Annotated in this window: 20 protein-coding genes; 1 reads left to right on the top strand and 19 read right to left on the bottom strand. The window is 34.2% G+C overall.

Annotation, left to right across the window (positions count from 1 at the left end):
- Window positions 1–28 precede the first annotated feature (28 nt).
- The gene (locus ACGLWY_RS07520; protein WP_396619063.1) at window positions 29–811 is read left to right on the top strand and encodes a hypothetical protein; all 783 of its coding nucleotides are present in this window, start codon (window positions 29–31) and stop codon (window positions 809–811) included.
- A 199-nt stretch (window positions 812–1,010) separates the two neighbouring features.
- Here the strand turns inward: ACGLWY_RS07520 and ACGLWY_RS07515 are convergent, their stop codons facing one another.
- From ACGLWY_RS07515 to ACGLWY_RS07425, 19 genes are all read right to left on the bottom strand, one after another.
- Window positions 1,011–1,679 carry a DUF2461 domain-containing protein gene (locus ACGLWY_RS07515; protein WP_396619062.1) on the bottom strand — a complete coding sequence of 223 codons (669 nt, stop codon included), beginning with the start codon at window positions 1,677–1,679 and terminating at the stop codon, window positions 1,011–1,013.
- A gap of 64 nt (window positions 1,680–1,743) precedes the next feature.
- A complete protein-coding gene (locus ACGLWY_RS07510; protein WP_396619061.1) occupies window positions 1,744–2,514 on the bottom strand; it encodes a hypothetical protein in 771 nt (256 codons plus the stop codon).
- 11 nt (window positions 2,515–2,525) lie between these two features.
- The gene (locus ACGLWY_RS07505; protein ID WP_396619060.1) at window positions 2,526–3,395 is read right to left on the bottom strand and encodes an SDR family oxidoreductase; all 870 of its coding nucleotides are present in this window, start codon (window positions 3,393–3,395) and stop codon (window positions 2,526–2,528) included.
- A 67-nt stretch (window positions 3,396–3,462) separates the two neighbouring features.
- Entirely contained in the window at window positions 3,463–4,320 is an 858-nt protein-coding gene (locus ACGLWY_RS07500) for a helix-turn-helix domain-containing protein (protein ID WP_396619059.1), read from the bottom strand.
- Window positions 4,321–4,827: 507 nt separating this feature from the next.
- Window positions 4,828–5,499: a type 1 glutamine amidotransferase domain-containing protein gene (locus ACGLWY_RS07495; RefSeq protein ID WP_396619058.1), complete on the bottom strand. Its 672-nt coding sequence runs from the start codon at window positions 5,497–5,499 to the stop codon at window positions 4,828–4,830.
- A gap of 67 nt (window positions 5,500–5,566) precedes the next feature.
- Window positions 5,567–5,953: a hypothetical protein gene (locus ACGLWY_RS07490; RefSeq protein WP_396619057.1), complete on the bottom strand. Its 387-nt coding sequence runs from the start codon at window positions 5,951–5,953 to the stop codon at window positions 5,567–5,569.
- 110 nt (window positions 5,954–6,063) lie between these two features.
- Entirely contained in the window at window positions 6,064–6,606 is a 543-nt protein-coding gene (locus tag ACGLWY_RS07485) for a 4-oxalocrotonate tautomerase family protein (RefSeq protein ID WP_396619056.1), read from the bottom strand.
- A gap of 123 nt (window positions 6,607–6,729) precedes the next feature.
- On the bottom strand, window positions 6,730–7,128 hold the full coding sequence (locus tag ACGLWY_RS07480) for a DUF1348 family protein (RefSeq protein ID WP_396619055.1): 399 nt from the start codon (window positions 7,126–7,128) through the stop codon (window positions 6,730–6,732).
- A gap of 89 nt (window positions 7,129–7,217) precedes the next feature.
- Window positions 7,218–7,496: a hypothetical protein gene (locus tag ACGLWY_RS07475; RefSeq protein ID WP_396619054.1), complete on the bottom strand. Its 279-nt coding sequence runs from the start codon at window positions 7,494–7,496 to the stop codon at window positions 7,218–7,220.
- Window positions 7,483–8,346, bottom strand: a complete 864-nt coding sequence (locus tag ACGLWY_RS07470; RefSeq protein WP_396619053.1) for a DMT family transporter — start codon at window positions 8,344–8,346, stop codon at window positions 7,483–7,485. The genes ACGLWY_RS07475 and ACGLWY_RS07470 overlap by 14 nt, the downstream gene beginning before the upstream one ends.
- An 89-nt stretch (window positions 8,347–8,435) precedes the next feature.
- Entirely contained in the window at window positions 8,436–9,005 is a 570-nt protein-coding gene (locus ACGLWY_RS07465; protein WP_396619052.1) for a Crp/Fnr family transcriptional regulator, read from the bottom strand.
- 47 nt (window positions 9,006–9,052) lie between these two features.
- Window positions 9,053–9,961, bottom strand: coding sequence for a sterol desaturase family protein (locus ACGLWY_RS07460; RefSeq protein ID WP_396619051.1), 909 nt, complete (start codon window positions 9,959–9,961; stop codon window positions 9,053–9,055).
- A 49-nt stretch (window positions 9,962–10,010) separates the two neighbouring features.
- Window positions 10,011–10,601, bottom strand: a complete 591-nt coding sequence (locus ACGLWY_RS07455; RefSeq protein ID WP_396619050.1) for a sigma-70 family RNA polymerase sigma factor — start codon at window positions 10,599–10,601, stop codon at window positions 10,011–10,013.
- A gap of 59 nt (window positions 10,602–10,660) precedes the next feature.
- Window positions 10,661–12,163: an FGGY family carbohydrate kinase gene (locus tag ACGLWY_RS07450; protein ID WP_396619049.1), complete on the bottom strand. Its 1,503-nt coding sequence runs from the start codon at window positions 12,161–12,163 to the stop codon at window positions 10,661–10,663.
- Window positions 12,153–13,124: an ABC transporter permease gene (locus tag ACGLWY_RS07445; protein WP_396619048.1), complete on the bottom strand. Its 972-nt coding sequence runs from the start codon at window positions 13,122–13,124 to the stop codon at window positions 12,153–12,155. Before ACGLWY_RS07445 ends, ACGLWY_RS07450 begins: the two co-directional genes overlap by 11 nt.
- 35 nt (window positions 13,125–13,159) lie before the next feature.
- On the bottom strand, window positions 13,160–14,680 hold the full coding sequence (locus ACGLWY_RS07440) for a sugar ABC transporter ATP-binding protein (RefSeq protein WP_396619047.1): 1,521 nt from the start codon (window positions 14,678–14,680) through the stop codon (window positions 13,160–13,162).
- Window positions 14,681–14,683: 3 nt separating this feature from the next.
- Window positions 14,684–15,307, bottom strand: coding sequence for a DUF2291 family protein (locus tag ACGLWY_RS07435; RefSeq protein ID WP_396619046.1), 624 nt, complete (start codon window positions 15,305–15,307; stop codon window positions 14,684–14,686).
- A 20-nt stretch (window positions 15,308–15,327) separates the two neighbouring features.
- The gene (locus tag ACGLWY_RS07430) at window positions 15,328–16,287 is read right to left on the bottom strand and encodes a D-ribose ABC transporter substrate-binding protein (protein ID WP_396619045.1); all 960 of its coding nucleotides are present in this window, start codon (window positions 16,285–16,287) and stop codon (window positions 15,328–15,330) included.
- A 27-nt stretch (window positions 16,288–16,314) separates the two neighbouring features.
- Window positions 16,315–17,286: a transketolase family protein gene (locus ACGLWY_RS07425; protein ID WP_396619044.1), complete on the bottom strand. Its 972-nt coding sequence runs from the start codon at window positions 17,284–17,286 to the stop codon at window positions 16,315–16,317.
- Between the last annotated feature and the right edge of the window lie 2 nt (window positions 17,287–17,288).

Below are 17,288 nucleotides of genomic sequence, written 5' to 3'. Positions count from 1 at the left end.
ATTTATTAATTCAATCAAACCCAAAAAAATGAATAAAAAAAACGGGACAATTTTGTGCCATCAAATAATTAAGCAGCTCATAATTGTGATTGCTCTAACATTAGTAATTGCTGTGAGCCGTGCTCAGGAAACAGTAATTATTGAAGATAAACTTGAAGCGGGTGCTACGGTTGGAATAAAGGTAGGTGGCAAGTTCACTAAAGAAGGGTTTAAACCGGGAATTGGCCAAAACCATATTCTGTATACACTCGAAAAGCCAATTAAAAAAGGCTATATTGAATTTGAATTTAAAGGTATGTCACATAGCGAATTACCCTATAATTCTGATCAAGGATTTATCGGTATTTATGATGGTAGAGGTATTGAGGAACCCATTCAATATTCCGACGATTTTAAACAGAATTATTACCGTTGGAACATTCATTGGAGACAGAAAAAATATGCGTTTAAAGCGGTTATCACTTGTGCTGATTCTTCAGAAATGAGAAGAAATGCTTTAAAAGCTTCTTTCGGAAAAGACAAGGACCGGGATTGGAGCTTAGAACCTATGGGCTATTCTATGGAAGAAGGCTGGGAGTGGGACAGCAACAGGTGGTATAAGATTAGGGTTGAATGGAAAGATAAAGTGTACTCGGTATATTTTGACGGAGAATTAATATGGCAGGTTTCAGGCCCTTACGACTATTTGCCTATGGAACCCAGAATTTGGTTGGGATCTGCACCAGGCTATTACGAAAACGATAAATATAAGTACTGGGGATTAGTGAAAGACCTCGTTTACAGGAATTTCAAGCTTGTTGCTACCAGATGAAGCATTTTTTATTACTATGATATATTAGCAAAAATGGTCGGTTTTAAGGATCGTTTTGTTTTCTAACAGGCACGGTTTTAGATCGCGACAGAACCCTGTGTGTGGATAGGACGGATGAAGAGAACCATTAAAAGCGGATAATTTGAACCATATCATTTACGGCTTTAAACTAATACAATATCTTAGTTGTACACTGGCATTAGTTCTCCAATGCTTCCAACAAAAACTTATTTATGTCTAAGCATTTATTATAATCGTTTAATATGGTTTCCAAAAGTTCAGACTTTAATGCTAAATCAGTTTCATATTTTTTATAAAAAGAAAACGTTTTATTTAATAGTAATGGTTGTATTTCTATTGAATCTTGATATTTGACTGGAATACGTTTATATTTTTCTCCTTTGATTTCACCAAAGGTATTTTTGAAATCAGTGTCATTTATTAGAGCATCAAACTTGCTTAAATTGTTGTGGATGTGTGACCTTATTTTTTCAATTTGATTAGTAGTTAAATTAAAGCAACCGCTGTAAATTCTAAATTCTTCTCCCGATAATTCAAAGTAGAGACCTGGGGTTGTTTTATCATACCGTCCACCAGTACTTATCATTGCAGAAACGTGGTTTTTGTAAGGCGTTTTGTCTTTGCTAAATCTTACATCTTTATTGATTCTAAAAATACAGTCTTTAGCTTCAATATTTAAGTTCGGAATATAAGGTTGAAGTTTGATTATTAAATCTGCAATAAAGTTTTTAAAAGGGCTTTTTACGTCATTTTTAAATCGATTTTTATTTTCAGCAAACCAATCTTTATTGTTGTTCTTAGAAAGTTCCTTTAGGAATTTTATTGTGTCTTGATAGAAATATTTCATAGTTCTAAAATAAAATAAAATACGTGCCAACTCGTAGAGCTGGCACTTTTGATTTAAGCTTTATTTATAATGTGGCTTCTCCTATAAAAAAGTATAATTTTTTGAGTGAAGCGTCTCTTTTCGGAAATAATGCTTTCATTCTTTCATCTGCTCCCATTTGTTGTAGCCCATCCATAGAATCAAAATAAAAACGGTGTATCTCACTTGGCATCTCAACACTTCCTTTAGATTGAAAAGGAGCTATAAAACGTTCAAAATGAGTCCCGAATTCTGGCATAATTTCGCATACATCATCGTGGTAATCTGCAAACTGTTTTTCGTATTGTTCTCCATCTTTAAAATAAACCAATGCAACACCAAAAGTTTTTGATTTATCGCCTTTTTCAATTTTAAATTCAAAGTTGGTATTCTTACTTGTGAATACAGAAATGTCTTTTAATGCAGGAATTGCGTATTCGTTTCTAATCTTAATAAATTCTTCATCCTCATTGAATTTATTAAAAACTTCTAAACTTGGGTAAGTTGCAAAATGAATTTCACTTGGCAAATCCATTTCGCCTTCTGCTAACATTTTTGGTTTAATAATTCTCTCTATTTTACCACCATATTGCTCAAGTATGGCGCCACCTTTTCTTTTGTATTCTTCAAAGCGTTCTTCTTCACCTTTTTTTATATACATCAAAGCTACATTTACTATTTCTTTATTTTTTGTTTCCATTTTTTCTGTTTTTTTTGAATTATTATTTAATTGATTTTTTTCTTGCGCCTTTGAATTGCTAGAACTTAATAAGAAAAATGTTAAGGCGATACTTGTTACTGTTTTTAGATATTTCATTTCTTTGTTTTTTATATTAAATGTCCCATTTGGAGATTGTTTTTGATATGATTTTCTTGAATTGGGCTTGTCTTCTCATTCAACTCATTTGTTCCATAGTCTATACCTGTCACTTTTCTAATTGGTCTTGACCCTTTATCCATTTTAATAATGCTCAAAACAGAATCCGCTATTTCCTGCGGATTGGGAGCATTATCGCTTTTGAAAAATTCTCCAAAATTTTGAAGCATTGTAGAAGGAATTTTACTCATCTCGCCATAAGTTTCTAATACTTTAATATCCTCTTCTTTCGATCCACTGTATAATAAACCTGTTGGAAAAGGTCCTGGTTCAATCACACTCACATCTACTCCTAAAGGTTTTAATTCGTATTTAAGTGCTTCTGAATAGGCTTCTAAGGCAAATTTACTGGAACAGTAAATACCGAAATAAGGAAAAATCAATCTTCCTGCCAATGAAGAGATATTAATAATAACACCATCGCCTGATTTTTTAAGTAATGGTAGAAATGCTTTAGAAGTTCTAATCGCACCAAAGAAATTGGTATCGAATTGTTCTTGTACTTGCTCTAAACTGTACGCTTCCGTAATTCCAACATACATTACACCTGCATTATTGACAAGGATATCCAAACTTCCATCTTCCTTGATTATCTGTTCGGTCAATATCTTTACAGAAGCATCACTTGTGATGTCTAGTTCTGCAACCGTAATGGAAAGATTTTCCTTTGCTGCGAATGCTTCTAACTCATCTTTTTTAGAGCTATTTTTTCCATTTGAGTCTCTCATTGTTGCCCAAACTTTGTATCCGTTTCGGGCTAAAGTAAGTACCGTTAAATAACCAAACCCACTACTTGAACCTGTAATAATTGCTTTTTTCATCTTTTTAAAATTTTATATTAAATGATAATACAAAAGTGAAAAGAAGAGAAAGGAATGAGTTTTATGGTTAGTCCAATAATTTGCCGAAATGGGTCATTTTATAGGTGGTGGGGGAAACTCCATACCGAAGTTTGAAGGTTTTTGAATAGTGAGAAACATCTGCAAAGCCACAGTCATAGGCAATGTCAGTGGTTCTTAAATCTGTCGAACCCAATAACTCGATGGATTTTTCTAATTTTTTATCTCTTAAATAAGTTGCTGGAGAAGTCTGGTATATTTTTTTGAATTCTCTTTTAAAAGTAGAAAGGCTTTGGTTAGTCAATTGAGCCAATTGGTCTAATGTAATATTAGAGAAATAATGTGCTTCTATGATTTCTCTAAAAGAATAAGATGTTGGATTGAATAAGTTGGAAAGTATGACACGAATAGCTGGTGCATTCTTGGTCTGATTTAATAGGAGTATGATTTCTTTCAATTTCAAAATCAAAATTTCTTCATTTACCAAGTTGGGGTTTTCAAAATAGAATAAAATGCTCTCAATATACTTCTTTATTAAAATGTCACTATTGAGTTTGGACATTCCAATTTCTAAATTGTGTTTTTCTTTAAGAAAAGAAGGCAGCTTATTTTCATAAATTTTCAATAAAACCTCTGGATAAAAATGGACTGCAACTGCTTTATATTTTTCAGAAGTTTTTGATTTGAGCATTGAGGATAGATAATTTCCACACTTCATTAATACAGCTTCTTCAGTTTGGATTCTTAATTGTTCATTTTCGGAAATAGAATCGTATTCACCTTCTATTATGTAAAGAAAACAAGCTTCATTCCACATTGGATTTGGCTTTTTAAAGGGTGGTTTGAGAATCACAGTTTCAAAAAGCATTTTGCCAAATAACTCTAATGTCTTATAGTCAATTATCATTGCATTTTTTTTTCAAAAAATATAATTTATAATACATTATTTCTTTTATGATTTGTTCAATATTTTGTCAATTTGGTTCAGGTGCTTCAGTTGCCAACTTAGGGTTAAACGTAGTTCTGGTTAGAGAATGAAAAGATAATAAATTCGTAAACAATAATTTGGGAATATAGACAAGAATTGAGTTAAGAATCTCAAATTATTGGTTGTCAATTAGGATGCGACAGAAACCGTTAACTAAAGAATTTATTAGATTGGGAATTCGAGAACCAGATCCAAATTACGATTAACCGTCGGTGGCATGCGTTTAGGCTCGAAGCCCGTCAAAGGAGACATAGATTGGATAAGGAATTTGAAGTAATTTGTTTTAACTCTTAGATGAGAACACATTTACTTTAAGAGGCATGTTCTGTGAAGCAGCGCAGATTAAAGTTCGCCTTTGACGAATGTGCTCTCATCGGTCAAGTATAAGAGTAGTAGCGGATTAAATTATTAAAATCTTTATAGTTTTTAATTTAACAATTCTATCATCTTTATTGCTACACCAGAGGCAGAGGCTGGATTTTGACCTGTTACCAAATTGCCATCGTTTATTACATAAGGCTCAAAGGGTTTGTTATGATAAAACATAGCTCCTTGTTTAATCAATTCTTCATCAAGCATGAATGGAATGACATAACCCAATACATGACCATCCAATTTTTCTTCAGCTTCTGTAAATGAATTGATTTTCTTTCCTTCCAATAAGTTGCTACCATCAGAGAGCGTAACATTAAGTAAGGCAGCTGGTCCATGACATACTGCCCCGATAATCTTATTATTTTCGTATGTGTTTTTAATGATTTCTTTTACCAGTGGTTCATCTACCATATCCGTCATTAAACCTAAACCACCTGGAAAGAAAATAGCATCATATGCAGCAATATCAATGTCACTTAATTTATGACTGAAGTTAAGCCTCTTAAATCCGTTGCTCTCTATGAAACTTTTACTTGTTGTTTGTGTTGAATCATAACCAACATATGGTGGTTTTCCTCCAAGGATACTTGCAAAGTCTACAGTAAATCCTTTATTGATAAATTCATAGTATGGGTCTGCAATTTCTGAAAACTCATAACCCGCAGCATGTTTCCCTTTACCGGTAATATTTGTACTTGTTATTATAAATAATACGTGTTTCATCTGTTCTAAATTTTAAACGCAATATTGACATACCAATCAACATTGCGTTTAATAAAAGTTAAATTAATTATCCTTTTGCTATTTCAGTTCCCAATTCTTCATTGGTCATTGCTACACCGTCCATGTTCCACGTACCATCCACGGTATGAATGGCATTGGTCCATATATTCTTTTTTGGAAGCTTCCCATCAGAATGTCTATGGATTATTTCGGTTGCTTCAGCAAAAAAGCCTTTTTGTACATCTCTGCTAGCCAGACCGAAAGATGGGACTTTAATCTCGACCCAAGCACCAGAAACCGGTTCTCCTCCGGAGAATGTTTCTCTCTTTGGCTGTATATGTAGTTGAGCTGTCGCGTTAGGCGTCATCACTTTATTTCCTCCTAATCCGTGATGTTCCAAAAATGCATCTGTAATCTCTTTTACTACTTTTCCTTGTTTTTCCGTAGGGATCACTCCCTCTGTTAATGTTACTGTAATTGGCATAATCTAATTATTTTAAATTCAGAGCTTCATTGCTCTTCGACGGTACAAATTTATCGTGCACGACGATTATAAATATTGTTCTATGACAACCCTTTACCTCTTTCTGATGGAAATCCGTGTTCTTTGAACAATGATTGTTTAGCAGACAAGAAGCGCTGAAAATATTCGGCTCTACCCTCTGAACCTCCCAATGCTTCATTGGCTTCTTTTACACCAACCGTGACACCACTGGCACCCCAAGCTCCTTCTTTTACTTCGTTGATTATAACCCAATCTGTTAACCGGTTTGGAAATGTGCCGTCTACACCAATTACATTGGAAAGTACCTCATTCATTTTTCTATGAACAATTGTTTTTTCCGATTGTGTAGCTGCTCCTTCAACATACCACACTTCTAGTAAAAAACGACCTCCTTTTGGTGCATTAATGTCTGGTTTACCTCCAACAAACCATTCAGATCGAGGGTCCGTTTCCTGAAAAATCACATAGGCCAATGCCCTTGCTTGTTCATTGTCTTGGCCTACTTCTCCTTCAATCAATATTGGTGTAAGTTTTTCTGCTAGTTGGTTTTTTTGTGAATCAGTAATCGAACCTCGATGGTAAGTTATTCTTAATAATGGCATAATATATATGTTTAATCTTGTGAGCTTTATTGCTCAACAAGACTACAAATTTGATAATTCTTAAATTGAGAAAAGTAGTCCTATGACAACGCTTTATCTCTTCCTAATGGAAATTCATCCAAATCATCTATCTATTGATAAATCATTAATACTGGCATACCGTTTACTCATAAAGCCATGTTCATCAAACTCCCAATTTTCATTTCCATAGGAACGAAACCACTGTCCTTCACTATTACTCCATTCGTATTCAAACCTAACAGCAATTCTATTGCCTGAAAACGCCCATAATTCTTTCTTTAGCTTATAATTTAATTCCTTCTTCCACTTTTTTTCTAAGAATTTTTTAATTTCATCTTGTCCATTTATAAACTCGTCTCTATTTCTCCATTCTGAATCAATTGTATATGCTAATGCGACTTTCTCTGGGTCTTTGGTATTCCAAGCATCTTCTGCCAATTTCACTTTCTGCTGTGCTGTTTCCATATTAAAAGGAGGAATCGGGTATCTATTTTCTTTCATAATTATTTTCTTTCTCTTTATATTAAACAAAAAAACAAGAACCTCTTATTATTTGGGTTCTTGTTTTTTTTTAGAATGATGACAGCTATTTAATCGTAGTGTGGAGAGTCCATATCTCTACTAGCTGCTTCTACAATGTCTCCATCGAAAAGTTTTGTTTGAAAGCTCACACCAAAGGCTCTTGGTTCATTAGGAAAGTAATCCCATGCAAATTTTTGGGCACTTTCCAACGAATTAAATTCATACAAACCGCCCACTGTTCCTGAATTTAATCCCGAAAGCCATGTCTTTCTAACAAACCCCTCTTGTTTTTTTATTCCGTCATTGATTTTTTTCCAAGAACAACCTTTTTTATCATCTTTTAGCATTTAAGATTATAATACCAATTATGATTATACCTCCTCCGATAAAATGATATTGGTATAGTGTTTCGTGAAAAAGGAAAGACAATAATGTTGTTGATAATGGCACTAGGTTCATAAAAGCCCCTGCAGTATGAGCAGTGGTTAGCGTTACTCCTTTATTCCAAAAAGTGTATGCCAATGACGTTCCAAAGCAGCCAATACCTATAACTGATAGCCAGAAAGAAGACGTATGCTCTACAATGCTTTCTGTGTCCGCAAATGGAATTAGAAATAGAAAGCATACCATACAAAGTAAACTTGTTAACACCGTGAAATGTGCATTTGACATAGTATAATTATATTTTTTTACCCAAACATGGTGAAAAGCAAAGAATATGTTGGCGATAAAAATAAGAATATCCCCATAGTTAAAATGGGCAGCAAGAAGGTTAACTAAACTCCCACTGGTTATTAAGTAGGTGGTGCCAATTAAAGACAAAACCATCCCGAAGACATCTATTTTACTTATTGATGTCTTTAATATCCTATTGGATAGCAAAACGGTTATTGCGGGATTTAAACTAATGATAAGAGCTGCGTTTATGGCTGAACTATGCTGAAGACCTAGAAAGAAAAATACATTGAAACCAAATAAACCTACTATGCCTACTAAAGACAATCCTTTTATATTTTGGGTAGTAATCTTCAAAGAAGATATCTCTTTTATGGATAACAGTAGCAACATCGTAATCCCAAAGAAGTACCTCCATAAGCCGGCTTCAATAAAACCGACCTCATTTAATATTATTTTACCAAGATGGAAGTTTAAACCCCACAGACAAGCTGCAATGATTAAAAAAAGATTTGCTTTCATATACCTTTTAAGGATATTCTCCTCGCATAGAATTAAATCGCAAATCTTGAAATCTATTATTGTATAAAAATTGTCATATGACTACAGTTTTAAAGTTTGGCTCTTAACTTACTTAAGGTAGAATTAGTCATTCCTAAATAGGATGCAACCGCTTTACTAGAAATGCGGGAGAGTAGTTTAGGTTCATGCTCCATGACCCAACGGAGTTTATCAATTCCCTCCATTCCTAAAAAACTATAAATACGCATTTGTGAGTGTATAAATGCAAATTCAATAAATTGATGGTACACACTAGCAAATTGTGGAACTGTATCAACTAATTTATAAAAATCATTTCGATTAATTAATAACAACTCCGAGGGTTCTAACGACACCAAACAATCTCTAGATGGCTTTTGGAGAATAAAACTGGTGTTTGCCGAAATGATGCTGTTCTCTAATGCAAAGTAGCCTGTTATTTCATTTCCTTTATCATCTATTTCATAGAGTCTTAAGCATCCTTTTTTAATGAAATAAAAATGATTACATATTTGTCCAAGATTGCACAACATCTCGTTTCTAACGGTTTTTATTGGTTTGAAACAAGATGTGATTTTTCCTAGTTCTTCCTGTTCAATGGCCACACGACTTTTTATGTAACCTTCAAGTTCTTTATACACTGTAAAATAGTTATTTGTGTGAGTTCAAAATTAAACCCTTTTATTTATTAAATTGTTGTCTTACAACAATCTTTTATAGTTGTTATTGGAAATTTTAATTGTTTATAATATGTTCTCTTTTCTGGATAATTAGTCCCAAACCTTTCAACAATGCCAACTTTTTCAACAACTCCAGTTCTGTTATAATAAGTACCAAATGTAATATCCCAAAATGGAAAAATATTACTGAAATTTTTCGCTTCTTCCATTTTTGTGCTGTGATGGAAATGGTGGACCTGTGGTGTAACAATTAAATAATCCCAAAAACTTTTCTTTGTTTGAATGTTAGCGTGTGAAAGATATGCTATTACAACATGTGTAATACCAACCAAAAAAATAATTTCCTTGTTAAATCCTAAAAGTAATATAGGAATCATTTTAAGTACTGTGTTTAAAAACATGTTAATGGGGTGAATCCAATTAGTTTTAAACCAATTTAAGCTTGTTGGTAAATGATGTATGGAATGAATTTTCCACAAAAGTAAACTAACATAAGAATTCGAATTTCCTATGTGACTAATTCTGTGATACAGATAAGGAAGAAAATCGCCTATTAAGTTTGCTACAATAAACGTTATCAAAAAAGGTAATGTATCCCAAAAATTAGATGAACTAAAAAAATATTCTTTAATATAAACCACTATTGATAGTGCAAACATTTTGCCCAGTGCATCAAAAAGCACTGTTGAAAAAACAAAATGCTTTAAGTCTGTCCAAAACTCAAGCTTTTTTGTTTTCCATTCTTCCTTCAATGGAATAATATTTTCAAAAGCTAGAATATAAATGAGTGTAAACAAAAAGATAGAATAAGCCGTAATTTCAAAATTCCAATTATTTCGGATTGCTAAATAGCTTAAAGTCCCCGTTAAAATTAACAATAGAGGAACTGCAATGGAAGATACTATTTTTTGTTTCATTTTTTTACTTTCTTGTATAGTCGTAAGAAAGAAACAAAAAGACGCATAATTATAGAAATAAATTTATTCGATCCATTTCAGCTATTAACTCTTTTGGGAGTTCACAGCCTTTTTTTAGTTGAAAGTCGGAGATTTGTCCTTTGTTATTGTAAGACACATCAACGCAAGTGGAGACCAATTCCTTTAGTTTTTTACGACCTCTTTGTATTCTGGATTTTGTGGCGCTCAAACTTAAATTTAATGTTCTTGCTATTTCCTGCTGTGGTACTTGTTCTATATCACTTAAATAAAGTGGCTCGCCATATTCTTGTGGAAGATATTTTTTAATTACAAAACTTAATAAATCACAAATACAAGTACCAGAATTATCATTTGTAACAACCGCATTTGCATTAAATGGGGTATTCACTTTGCGTCCTCTATAATAGTCGGCAATTGTATTTCTAGTTACTTGAAAAAGCCAGGCTCTATAGTCTTTTGTTTTGACATTTTTAATTAGGCTACCATACAGTTTAATACCAACTTCCTGTAAAATATCGTCTGCAACATATTGATCTTCAATCTTTGTTTTAATAAAATTAAAAAGATGTTCCTTATGGTTTTTCCAGATTTTATCAAAAGTCAATAACTGTTCGTTCATCTCTTATTATATACTTATTTAAAGTTATAAACTTGATTTTAAATAAAAATATTTAGGGATTACCTTTTTTTGTTTTTAATAAGTTCTGTCCAATTTCTATAGGAATCAAAAACGTTTTCTTGATGATCATTTGGCACATATCTTTTATTAATTTCCTTTGGTAATTTTGGCAGGTCTCCTAAGTTTTTCCAAAGCTTTGCACCTAATCCAGAAATTAAAGCAGCTCCCCAAGCCGACACATCAGTAATACCCATATTGGCAATAGGCGTTTTTAGTAAATCGGCTATAAATTGCATTAAAAATTCGTTTGCAGTAATACCTCCATTTACTTTTAACTCTTTTAATGAAGTATTCGTTTCGATTTCAATGGAATTAATAACATCCTTTATTTGAAACGCAATCGACTCTAATCCAGCCCGAACAAGATGTTCTTTAGAGGTGCCGAAAGTTATGCCATGTATAGATGCCTTCCAATCTTTTTGCCAATAAGGCGCTCCCATGCCACTAAAGGCTGGAATTAAATAAACACCTTCGTTAGATTTTAATGAGGTTGCCATGGGTTCAATGTCATTGTGGGAAGAAAAAGTGTCCAATTGATTTTTTAGCCATTCTAATGTTGAACCACAACTTACTATAACACCTTCCAATGCATAATTAATTTGGCCATCAATACTCCAACCAATAGTAGTTAACATGCCGTTAGTGGTTTGTTTTGAAAGGTTTTCGGCATTCCAAAGAATGGATGAACCAGTGCCCAAAGTGGCTTTTGCCATTCCGTTTCCAAAACATTCTTCACCAAGAAAAGCGGCTTGAGAGTCGCCTATCATTCCTGTAATAGCAAGTGGTTCATGGAAAGTGCCTTCAAAAGTAGAACGACCGAAATAATCGGAAGAAAAAGTGACTTCGGGAAGATTTATATTTTCAATTTTAAATATTTTTAATAAATCTTTATCCCACTTTAGGTCATAAATATTGAAAAACAAGGTTCGAGAAGCATTGGTATATTCTGTTTTATAGCTTTTCCCTTCTGTTAATTTATAAAGCAACCATGTATCTACAGTCCCAAAAAGAGCATTGCCACTATTAATGGCTTCTCTTATTCTTTGATTGTTTTCGTACAACCACGTTACTTTGGTGGCCGAAAAATAAGGATCAATGGTTAATCCTGTAGTAGCATTTATAACACCCTCTAGGTTGCTTACTCTTAAATTTTCGCAAACTTCAATAGAGCGTTTGCATTGCCAAACCACTGCGTTGTATAATGGGTTTCCTTTTTTATCCCAAATAACAAAGGTTTCCCTTTGGTTTGAAATGCCGCAGGACACAATATTTTTTTCTTCACCCGGAAATTGTTCATTAAATTTTGAAATACAATTTTTAACGGCATTTACTACCGATTGATAAATTTCAAAAGGATCTTGTTCAACAAAGCCAGGGGTCGGGTAATAAGATTTTAAGGGTTCTTCGGTTTTAATAACAACCGTTCCATATTCATCAAAAATAATCGCTTTGGTACCACTAGTTCCTTGGTCGATGGCCAATATATAAGATTTAGTCTTCATTCGGATGATTTAATCGGTCCATAATTACAGCTCCTAATATTACGAGGCCCTTAATAATTTGTTGCCAAAAAGGAGATACATTCAGCAATACCAAACCACTATTTAAAACCCCAATAATGAGTGCTCCTTGTACAGTTCCCATGATGGAACCACGACCACCAGACAATGAGGTGCCCCCAATTACCACAGCAGCAATGGAATCTAATTCATAGCTCATTCCAGCGTTTGGTTGAGCAGAATCTAAACGAGAGGTTAATATAATACCAGCAACTGCAGCTAAAATACCAGCAATGGCGTATACCCAAATTTTTGTTTTATTGATGTTGATACCCGATAATCTTGCCGCACTTTCATTACCTCCAATAGCATAAATATGCCTACCAAACTTTGTTTTTTTTGTTACAACAACAGCAATAGCAACTACTATGGCTGTAATCCAAACGGGCATTGGTATTCCTAAAAACCAACCAGTGCCTATAAACGCAAAACTATCCCCCAAGCCGGTAATAGGGAAACCACCAGTCCACAACATAGTAGCGCCTCTTGCAATGGTTAACATAGCTAAAGTTGCTACAAAAGGAGGTACTTTAAAGCGTGTAATCATCCAACCATTAAAAACACCAAGCGCACCACCAATTATTAAACCTGCAAGAATAGCTCCAAATACGGTAAAGCCTATGTATGTGTTGAAAGCAGGAACTTCTAGTCCAAATTTTAATAATCCTGCGGCAACAGCACCACTAAAAGCCAACATGGAACCCACCGACAAATCGATACCTTTGGTAAGTATAACAAACGTCATACCAACCGAAATACAGACGTTTATTGAAATTTGTCTGGCTATATTCCATCCATTCTCTAAAGTGAAAAATTTATCTGATAGTATGGTTAAAATAGTGCATAATACCAAAAGCGCTATGATTGATTGGAATTTTGTTAAAGTAGATTTTATATCAGTCATTTTTTGTGGTGGTCTTGTTTGGTTTGATGTTACAATTATTCTACGGCCGCTTTCATAATGGCCTCTTCACTGGCATTTTCTTGGTTGAATTCCCCTGTAATTCTAGAATCACTTAAAACCAAAATCCTATCTGAAATAGACATGATTTCAGGAAGTTCAGATGAAACTACAACAATACCCAAACCGTCTTTAGCCAATTTATTTATAAGGTGGTAAATTTCATTTTTAGCACTTACGTCTATACCTCTGGTAGGCTCGTCTAGGAACAGTATTTTTGGAGTGGTGGCAAGCCATTTAGATAGTACTACTTTCTGTTGATTACCACCACTTAGGTTTTTAGATAATTGTTTTTCTGAAGGTGTTTTTATTTTAAGGGATTCAATATATTTTTTTGACAGTAGAGATTCAAGGGCTGTATTTAAAAAACCATTTTTAACAACGCTATCAACGGTTGCCATACTCACATTTTTGCTTATTTCCATTTGCAATACCAAACCATCTTCCTTTCGGTCTTCTGGCACTAAACCCATGCCGTTTTTAATGGCATCCATAACCGATCTAATTTTTACTTCTTTGTTTTCAATAAAAACTGTCCCTGTCATAAGGTTTGGATGAAGCCCAAATAGTGTTTCTAATAATTCCGTTCTGCCAGCTCCCATTAATCCAAACAGTCCTAAAACTTCTCCTTTTTTTACGCTAAAGTTGATATTATTAAGCAGGTAAAATGCTTTGTTACCAATTTTGGGCAAGCATATATTTTCAATTCTTAGTACTTCCTCACCTAAACTAACGGTGTCTTTCTTGTACATATTACTTATGTCCCTGCCAACCATAAGCCTAATTAGATCGTCTCTTTTAACCTCCTTGACATTTTCTATGGTGCCTACGGTATTTCCATCTCGCAAACCAATAAATCTATCGGCAATTAAGCGAAGCTTGTCCAGTTTATGTGAAATGTACAGTATGGAAACATTTTGTGTTTTTAACGATTCAATAATTTTAAAAAGCACCTCTATTTCAGAATCAGAAATGGCTGAAGTTGGTTCGTCCATAATTACCAATTTGGCGTCTTCCAAAAGTGCCTTAGCAATTTCCACAAGTTGCTGTTCGCCAACTCTTAAATCAGAAACCAAGGTTTTTGGACTCAACTTGCAGTGCAAACGCTCTAATAATTCCTTTGTTTTTTTATGCATTTCTTTGGAATCCAACATGCCAAAGGGGTTTTCTATTTCTCTGCCTAAAAATATATTTTCAGTAATGCTTAAATAAGGAATTAAGTTTAATTCTTGATGCATAATGGCAATTCCTTTCTGCATCGCTTCCTTTGGGTTTTTGAAGCTTACTTCCTCACCATTTAAAAATAGTTTTCCGTCATAATCGGGATACACCCCTGATAAAATTTTCATCAAAGTTGATTTTCCAGCACCATTTTCGCCTACAATAGCATTCACTTTACCCGTATGAACCTCTAGATTCACATTGTTTAACGCCGTAATACCACCAAATTTTTTGGTTATGTTTTGTGCTTTTAGCAATATACTTGGTTGGTTTTCCACCTTTTAGTTTTTAATTTTTAAATGAAGCGGAATCAGTCTTAATTCTGTAAGGTTTGGCTTGTTGATATTAACCTTTACGGCTCCTTTAAAATATATGGAGTCTCCTTCTTTTATATTGTTTTTGAATGGAGGCACAATAGTTTCTCTAACAATATTATTAAGTTCAACAGAAATGTTGTTATAATCCATCGTGTTTTGGTAGTCTCCAATGTTTGCCATTTTTGCACCTTCACGGATGGCATTTCCAAAAATAAAATCCGTGGCAATTTTTATTTTTTGTTGATTATTTTCGTTAAGTGCAACAATAACATCTTCTTCTTCAATATTTAAAACAGTAGCATTACCATCTATAATGAAGTAGTAATCTGTGCTTATGCCCAATTTGTTTCCGTTTTCTTCACAATAGCTTTTAACGTTGTTTTGAATGTTGTTTAGAAAAGTTGAAGAATTAATACTTTTAAGCGTTTCAATTTTTGAATTTATAAATTCTCTGGCATAGGTTTTAGCATTAAAGACGGTATTGGTTTGCATCTGTTTAACTTCATCTAAAGCTTTTATATAAACAGAATTGTAAAGTGAAATACCTATAATTACTGCAACAATAACATACTTAATTGCTTTTTTCATTGGTGTCAATAGTTTTCTGTTTAATTTTTTGAACCAAATGTTCCAAACTCATTAATATTCTCCTTCGTAACTACTTGAACAGCTAGTGGCGTTTTTGCACTAAAATCGCGTTTGCCCTTAAGGTATTGGTCTGCTAATTCAGCAGCAATTCTGGCCATGTGTTTTGGTGATTGCATTACGGTGGCAGCAATTTTTTTATCAGCAATGGCATTCATAACATCATCGGCCCCATCAAAACCAAAAACCATGACGTTATCGGCTTTTTCAGCGGCTATTAGTGCCTGATAAGCTCCCATAGCCATGGCGTCATTTCCACAAAAAACGGCATTGATGTCTGGATTGGATTGTAATATCGATTCTAAAACTTCCATGGCTTTGCTTCTATCAAAATCGGCACTTTGTTGCGCAACCATTTTTAATTCGGGAAAATGATCGACCACACTATGAAATCCTTTGGAGCGGTTCCATGTATTATTATCACCCACCAAACCTAGAAGCTCTACATATTTACCCTTTTTATTGAGTTGCCTAACAAAGTACTCACCGAGTTCTACACAACCAGAAAAACTATCTGAAATGATTTGTGACGTCGCCGCATCTAAAGAATTGACTTCTCTATCCATACAAAAAACAGAAACCCCTGCTTGTTTAGCTCGTTTAACATTGGATACGGATCCTTCTGAATCGGTTGGATTGAATAACACAGCACTGTATCCTGCAGCAATTAAATTCTCAAAATGCTCAGCCTCTTTGGAAGTGTTATTTTGTGAATCGAAAATGGTGGCTTCATACCCCAATTCCCCGGCACGTTCAACGGCCGATTCACCTAAAACAACAAACCAAGGATTATTTAATGTTGAAATAACAACGGCTATTTTTTTTGGTGCGTCATCTTTTTGGTTTACACAACTAAAACAGGCAAATGCAACAACTGCTAGCATTATTTTTTTTAGTGTAGATGCATATTTGAATTTGGTCATGTGTCAGTTTAGTTTAGTCGATGAGGTTTAGCGGTTAAAAAGTTCTAGGCAGGTTTTATAAATACCATTTTTGGAAATACCATAATGATTGAAAATATCTACTTGAGAACCTGTTACGGTATACTCGTCTGGAATTCCCATAATCTGAAATGGATTTTTGAACCCTTTTTGGAAGAGGTGCGAAGCGCAAGCTTCTCCCAAGCCGCCATTTACCATGTGCTCTTCAACGGTAACAATTGGTTTGCCATTTGAGGCAAGTTTTTCTAAAAGTTCAACGTCCAAAGGTTTAATGGTATGCATACTTACAACGGTTGTTTTTATACCATTTGCATCTTCAAGTTTTTTTGCAGCTAACCAAGCAGGATAAACGGTCTCTCCGGTTGCAATAATTGTTAAATCAATACCTTCACGCACCACTCTGCCTTTTCCAAATTCAAACGTTTTATTGTCTTCATTTAAAAATGGCATGGCTTTTTTGCCATAGCGCATGTAAATTGGCTTGTTTGTTTTTGCGGCCAATAATACTACTTGTTCAGTTTCAAAGTTATCAGCTGGCGCCACAATTATGATGTTGTTTATCGCGCGAAGTACTGCAAAGTCATGTAAACTGTGGTGTGTGGTGCCCAGTGCACCATAGCTTACACCAGCACTAATGCCTACTAAAGTTACTGGATTATCTGAATAACAAACGTCGTTCTTTATTTGCTCCAAAGCTCTGGCACTTAAAAAACAAGCTGGAGAAACAGCGAATGCTTTTTTGCCTGCGGAAGCCAAACCAGCTGCTACGCCAACTAAGTTTTGTTCAGCGATGCCAACTTCAACTATTTGGTTGGGGTATTTTTGTCCGAATGGAACTAATTTTCCTGAACCCCGAGAGTCGCTGGTTACGGCAATAATATTTCTATCGGTTTCGGCTAATGCCTGCAATGTTTCTGAAAAAACTTCTTGGTTAGCTTTTCCCATTTTTAAATCTTTCTCTTCAATTTTATCTAACTCCATGA

The organism is Mariniflexile sp. HMF6888 (assembly GCF_044335535.1).
Lineage (GTDB): Bacteria > Bacteroidota > Bacteroidia > Flavobacteriales > Flavobacteriaceae > Mariniflexile.
The sequence above is the reverse complement of the archived record's forward strand: the minus strand, read 5'-3'. Positions and strand labels throughout refer to the sequence as shown.

Coding starts and splice junctions, on each gene's coding strand:
- ACGLWY_RS07460 (WP_396619051.1), bottom strand. CDS start 9,961: ATGAAACAAAAAATAGTATCTTCCATTGCAGTTCCTCTATTGTTAATT.
- ACGLWY_RS07495 (WP_396619058.1), bottom strand. CDS start 5,499: ATGAAACACGTATTATTTATAATAACAAGTACAAATATTACCGGTAAA.
- ACGLWY_RS07485 (WP_396619056.1), bottom strand. CDS start 6,606: ATGCCATTATTAAGAATAACTTACCATCGAGGTTCGATTACTGATTCA.
- ACGLWY_RS07435 (WP_396619046.1), bottom strand. CDS start 15,307: ATGAAAAAAGCAATTAAGTATGTTATTGTTGCAGTAATTATAGGTATT.
- ACGLWY_RS07445 (WP_396619048.1), bottom strand. CDS start 13,124: ATGACTGATATAAAATCTACTTTAACAAAATTCCAATCAATCATAGCG.
- ACGLWY_RS07505 (WP_396619060.1), bottom strand. CDS start 3,395: ATGAAAAAAGCAATTATTACAGGTTCAAGTAGTGGGTTTGGTTATTTA.
- ACGLWY_RS07480 (WP_396619055.1), bottom strand. CDS start 7,128: ATGAAAGAAAATAGATACCCGATTCCTCCTTTTAATATGGAAACAGCA.
- ACGLWY_RS07430 (WP_396619045.1), bottom strand. CDS start 16,287: ATGACCAAATTCAAATATGCATCTACACTAAAAAAAATAATGCTAGCA.
- ACGLWY_RS07470 (WP_396619053.1), bottom strand. CDS start 8,346: ATGAAAGCAAATCTTTTTTTAATCATTGCAGCTTGTCTGTGGGGTTTA.
- ACGLWY_RS07475 (WP_396619054.1), bottom strand. CDS start 7,496: ATGCTAAAAGATGATAAAAAAGGTTGTTCTTGGAAAAAAATCAATGAC.
- ACGLWY_RS07515 (WP_396619062.1), bottom strand. CDS start 1,679: ATGAAATATTTCTATCAAGACACAATAAAATTCCTAAAGGAACTTTCT.
- ACGLWY_RS07520 (WP_396619063.1), top strand. CDS start 29: ATGAATAAAAAAAACGGGACAATTTTGTGCCATCAAATAATTAAGCAG.
- ACGLWY_RS07425 (WP_396619044.1), bottom strand. CDS start 17,286: ATGGAGTTAGATAAAATTGAAGAGAAAGATTTAAAAATGGGAAAAGCT.
- ACGLWY_RS07500 (WP_396619059.1), bottom strand. CDS start 4,320: ATGATAATTGACTATAAGACATTAGAGTTATTTGGCAAAATGCTTTTT.
- ACGLWY_RS07450 (WP_396619049.1), bottom strand. CDS start 12,163: ATGAAGACTAAATCTTATATATTGGCCATCGACCAAGGAACTAGTGGT.
- ACGLWY_RS07510 (WP_396619061.1), bottom strand. CDS start 2,514: ATGAAATATCTAAAAACAGTAACAAGTATCGCCTTAACATTTTTCTTA.
- ACGLWY_RS07455 (WP_396619050.1), bottom strand. CDS start 10,601: ATGAACGAACAGTTATTGACTTTTGATAAAATCTGGAAAAACCATAAG.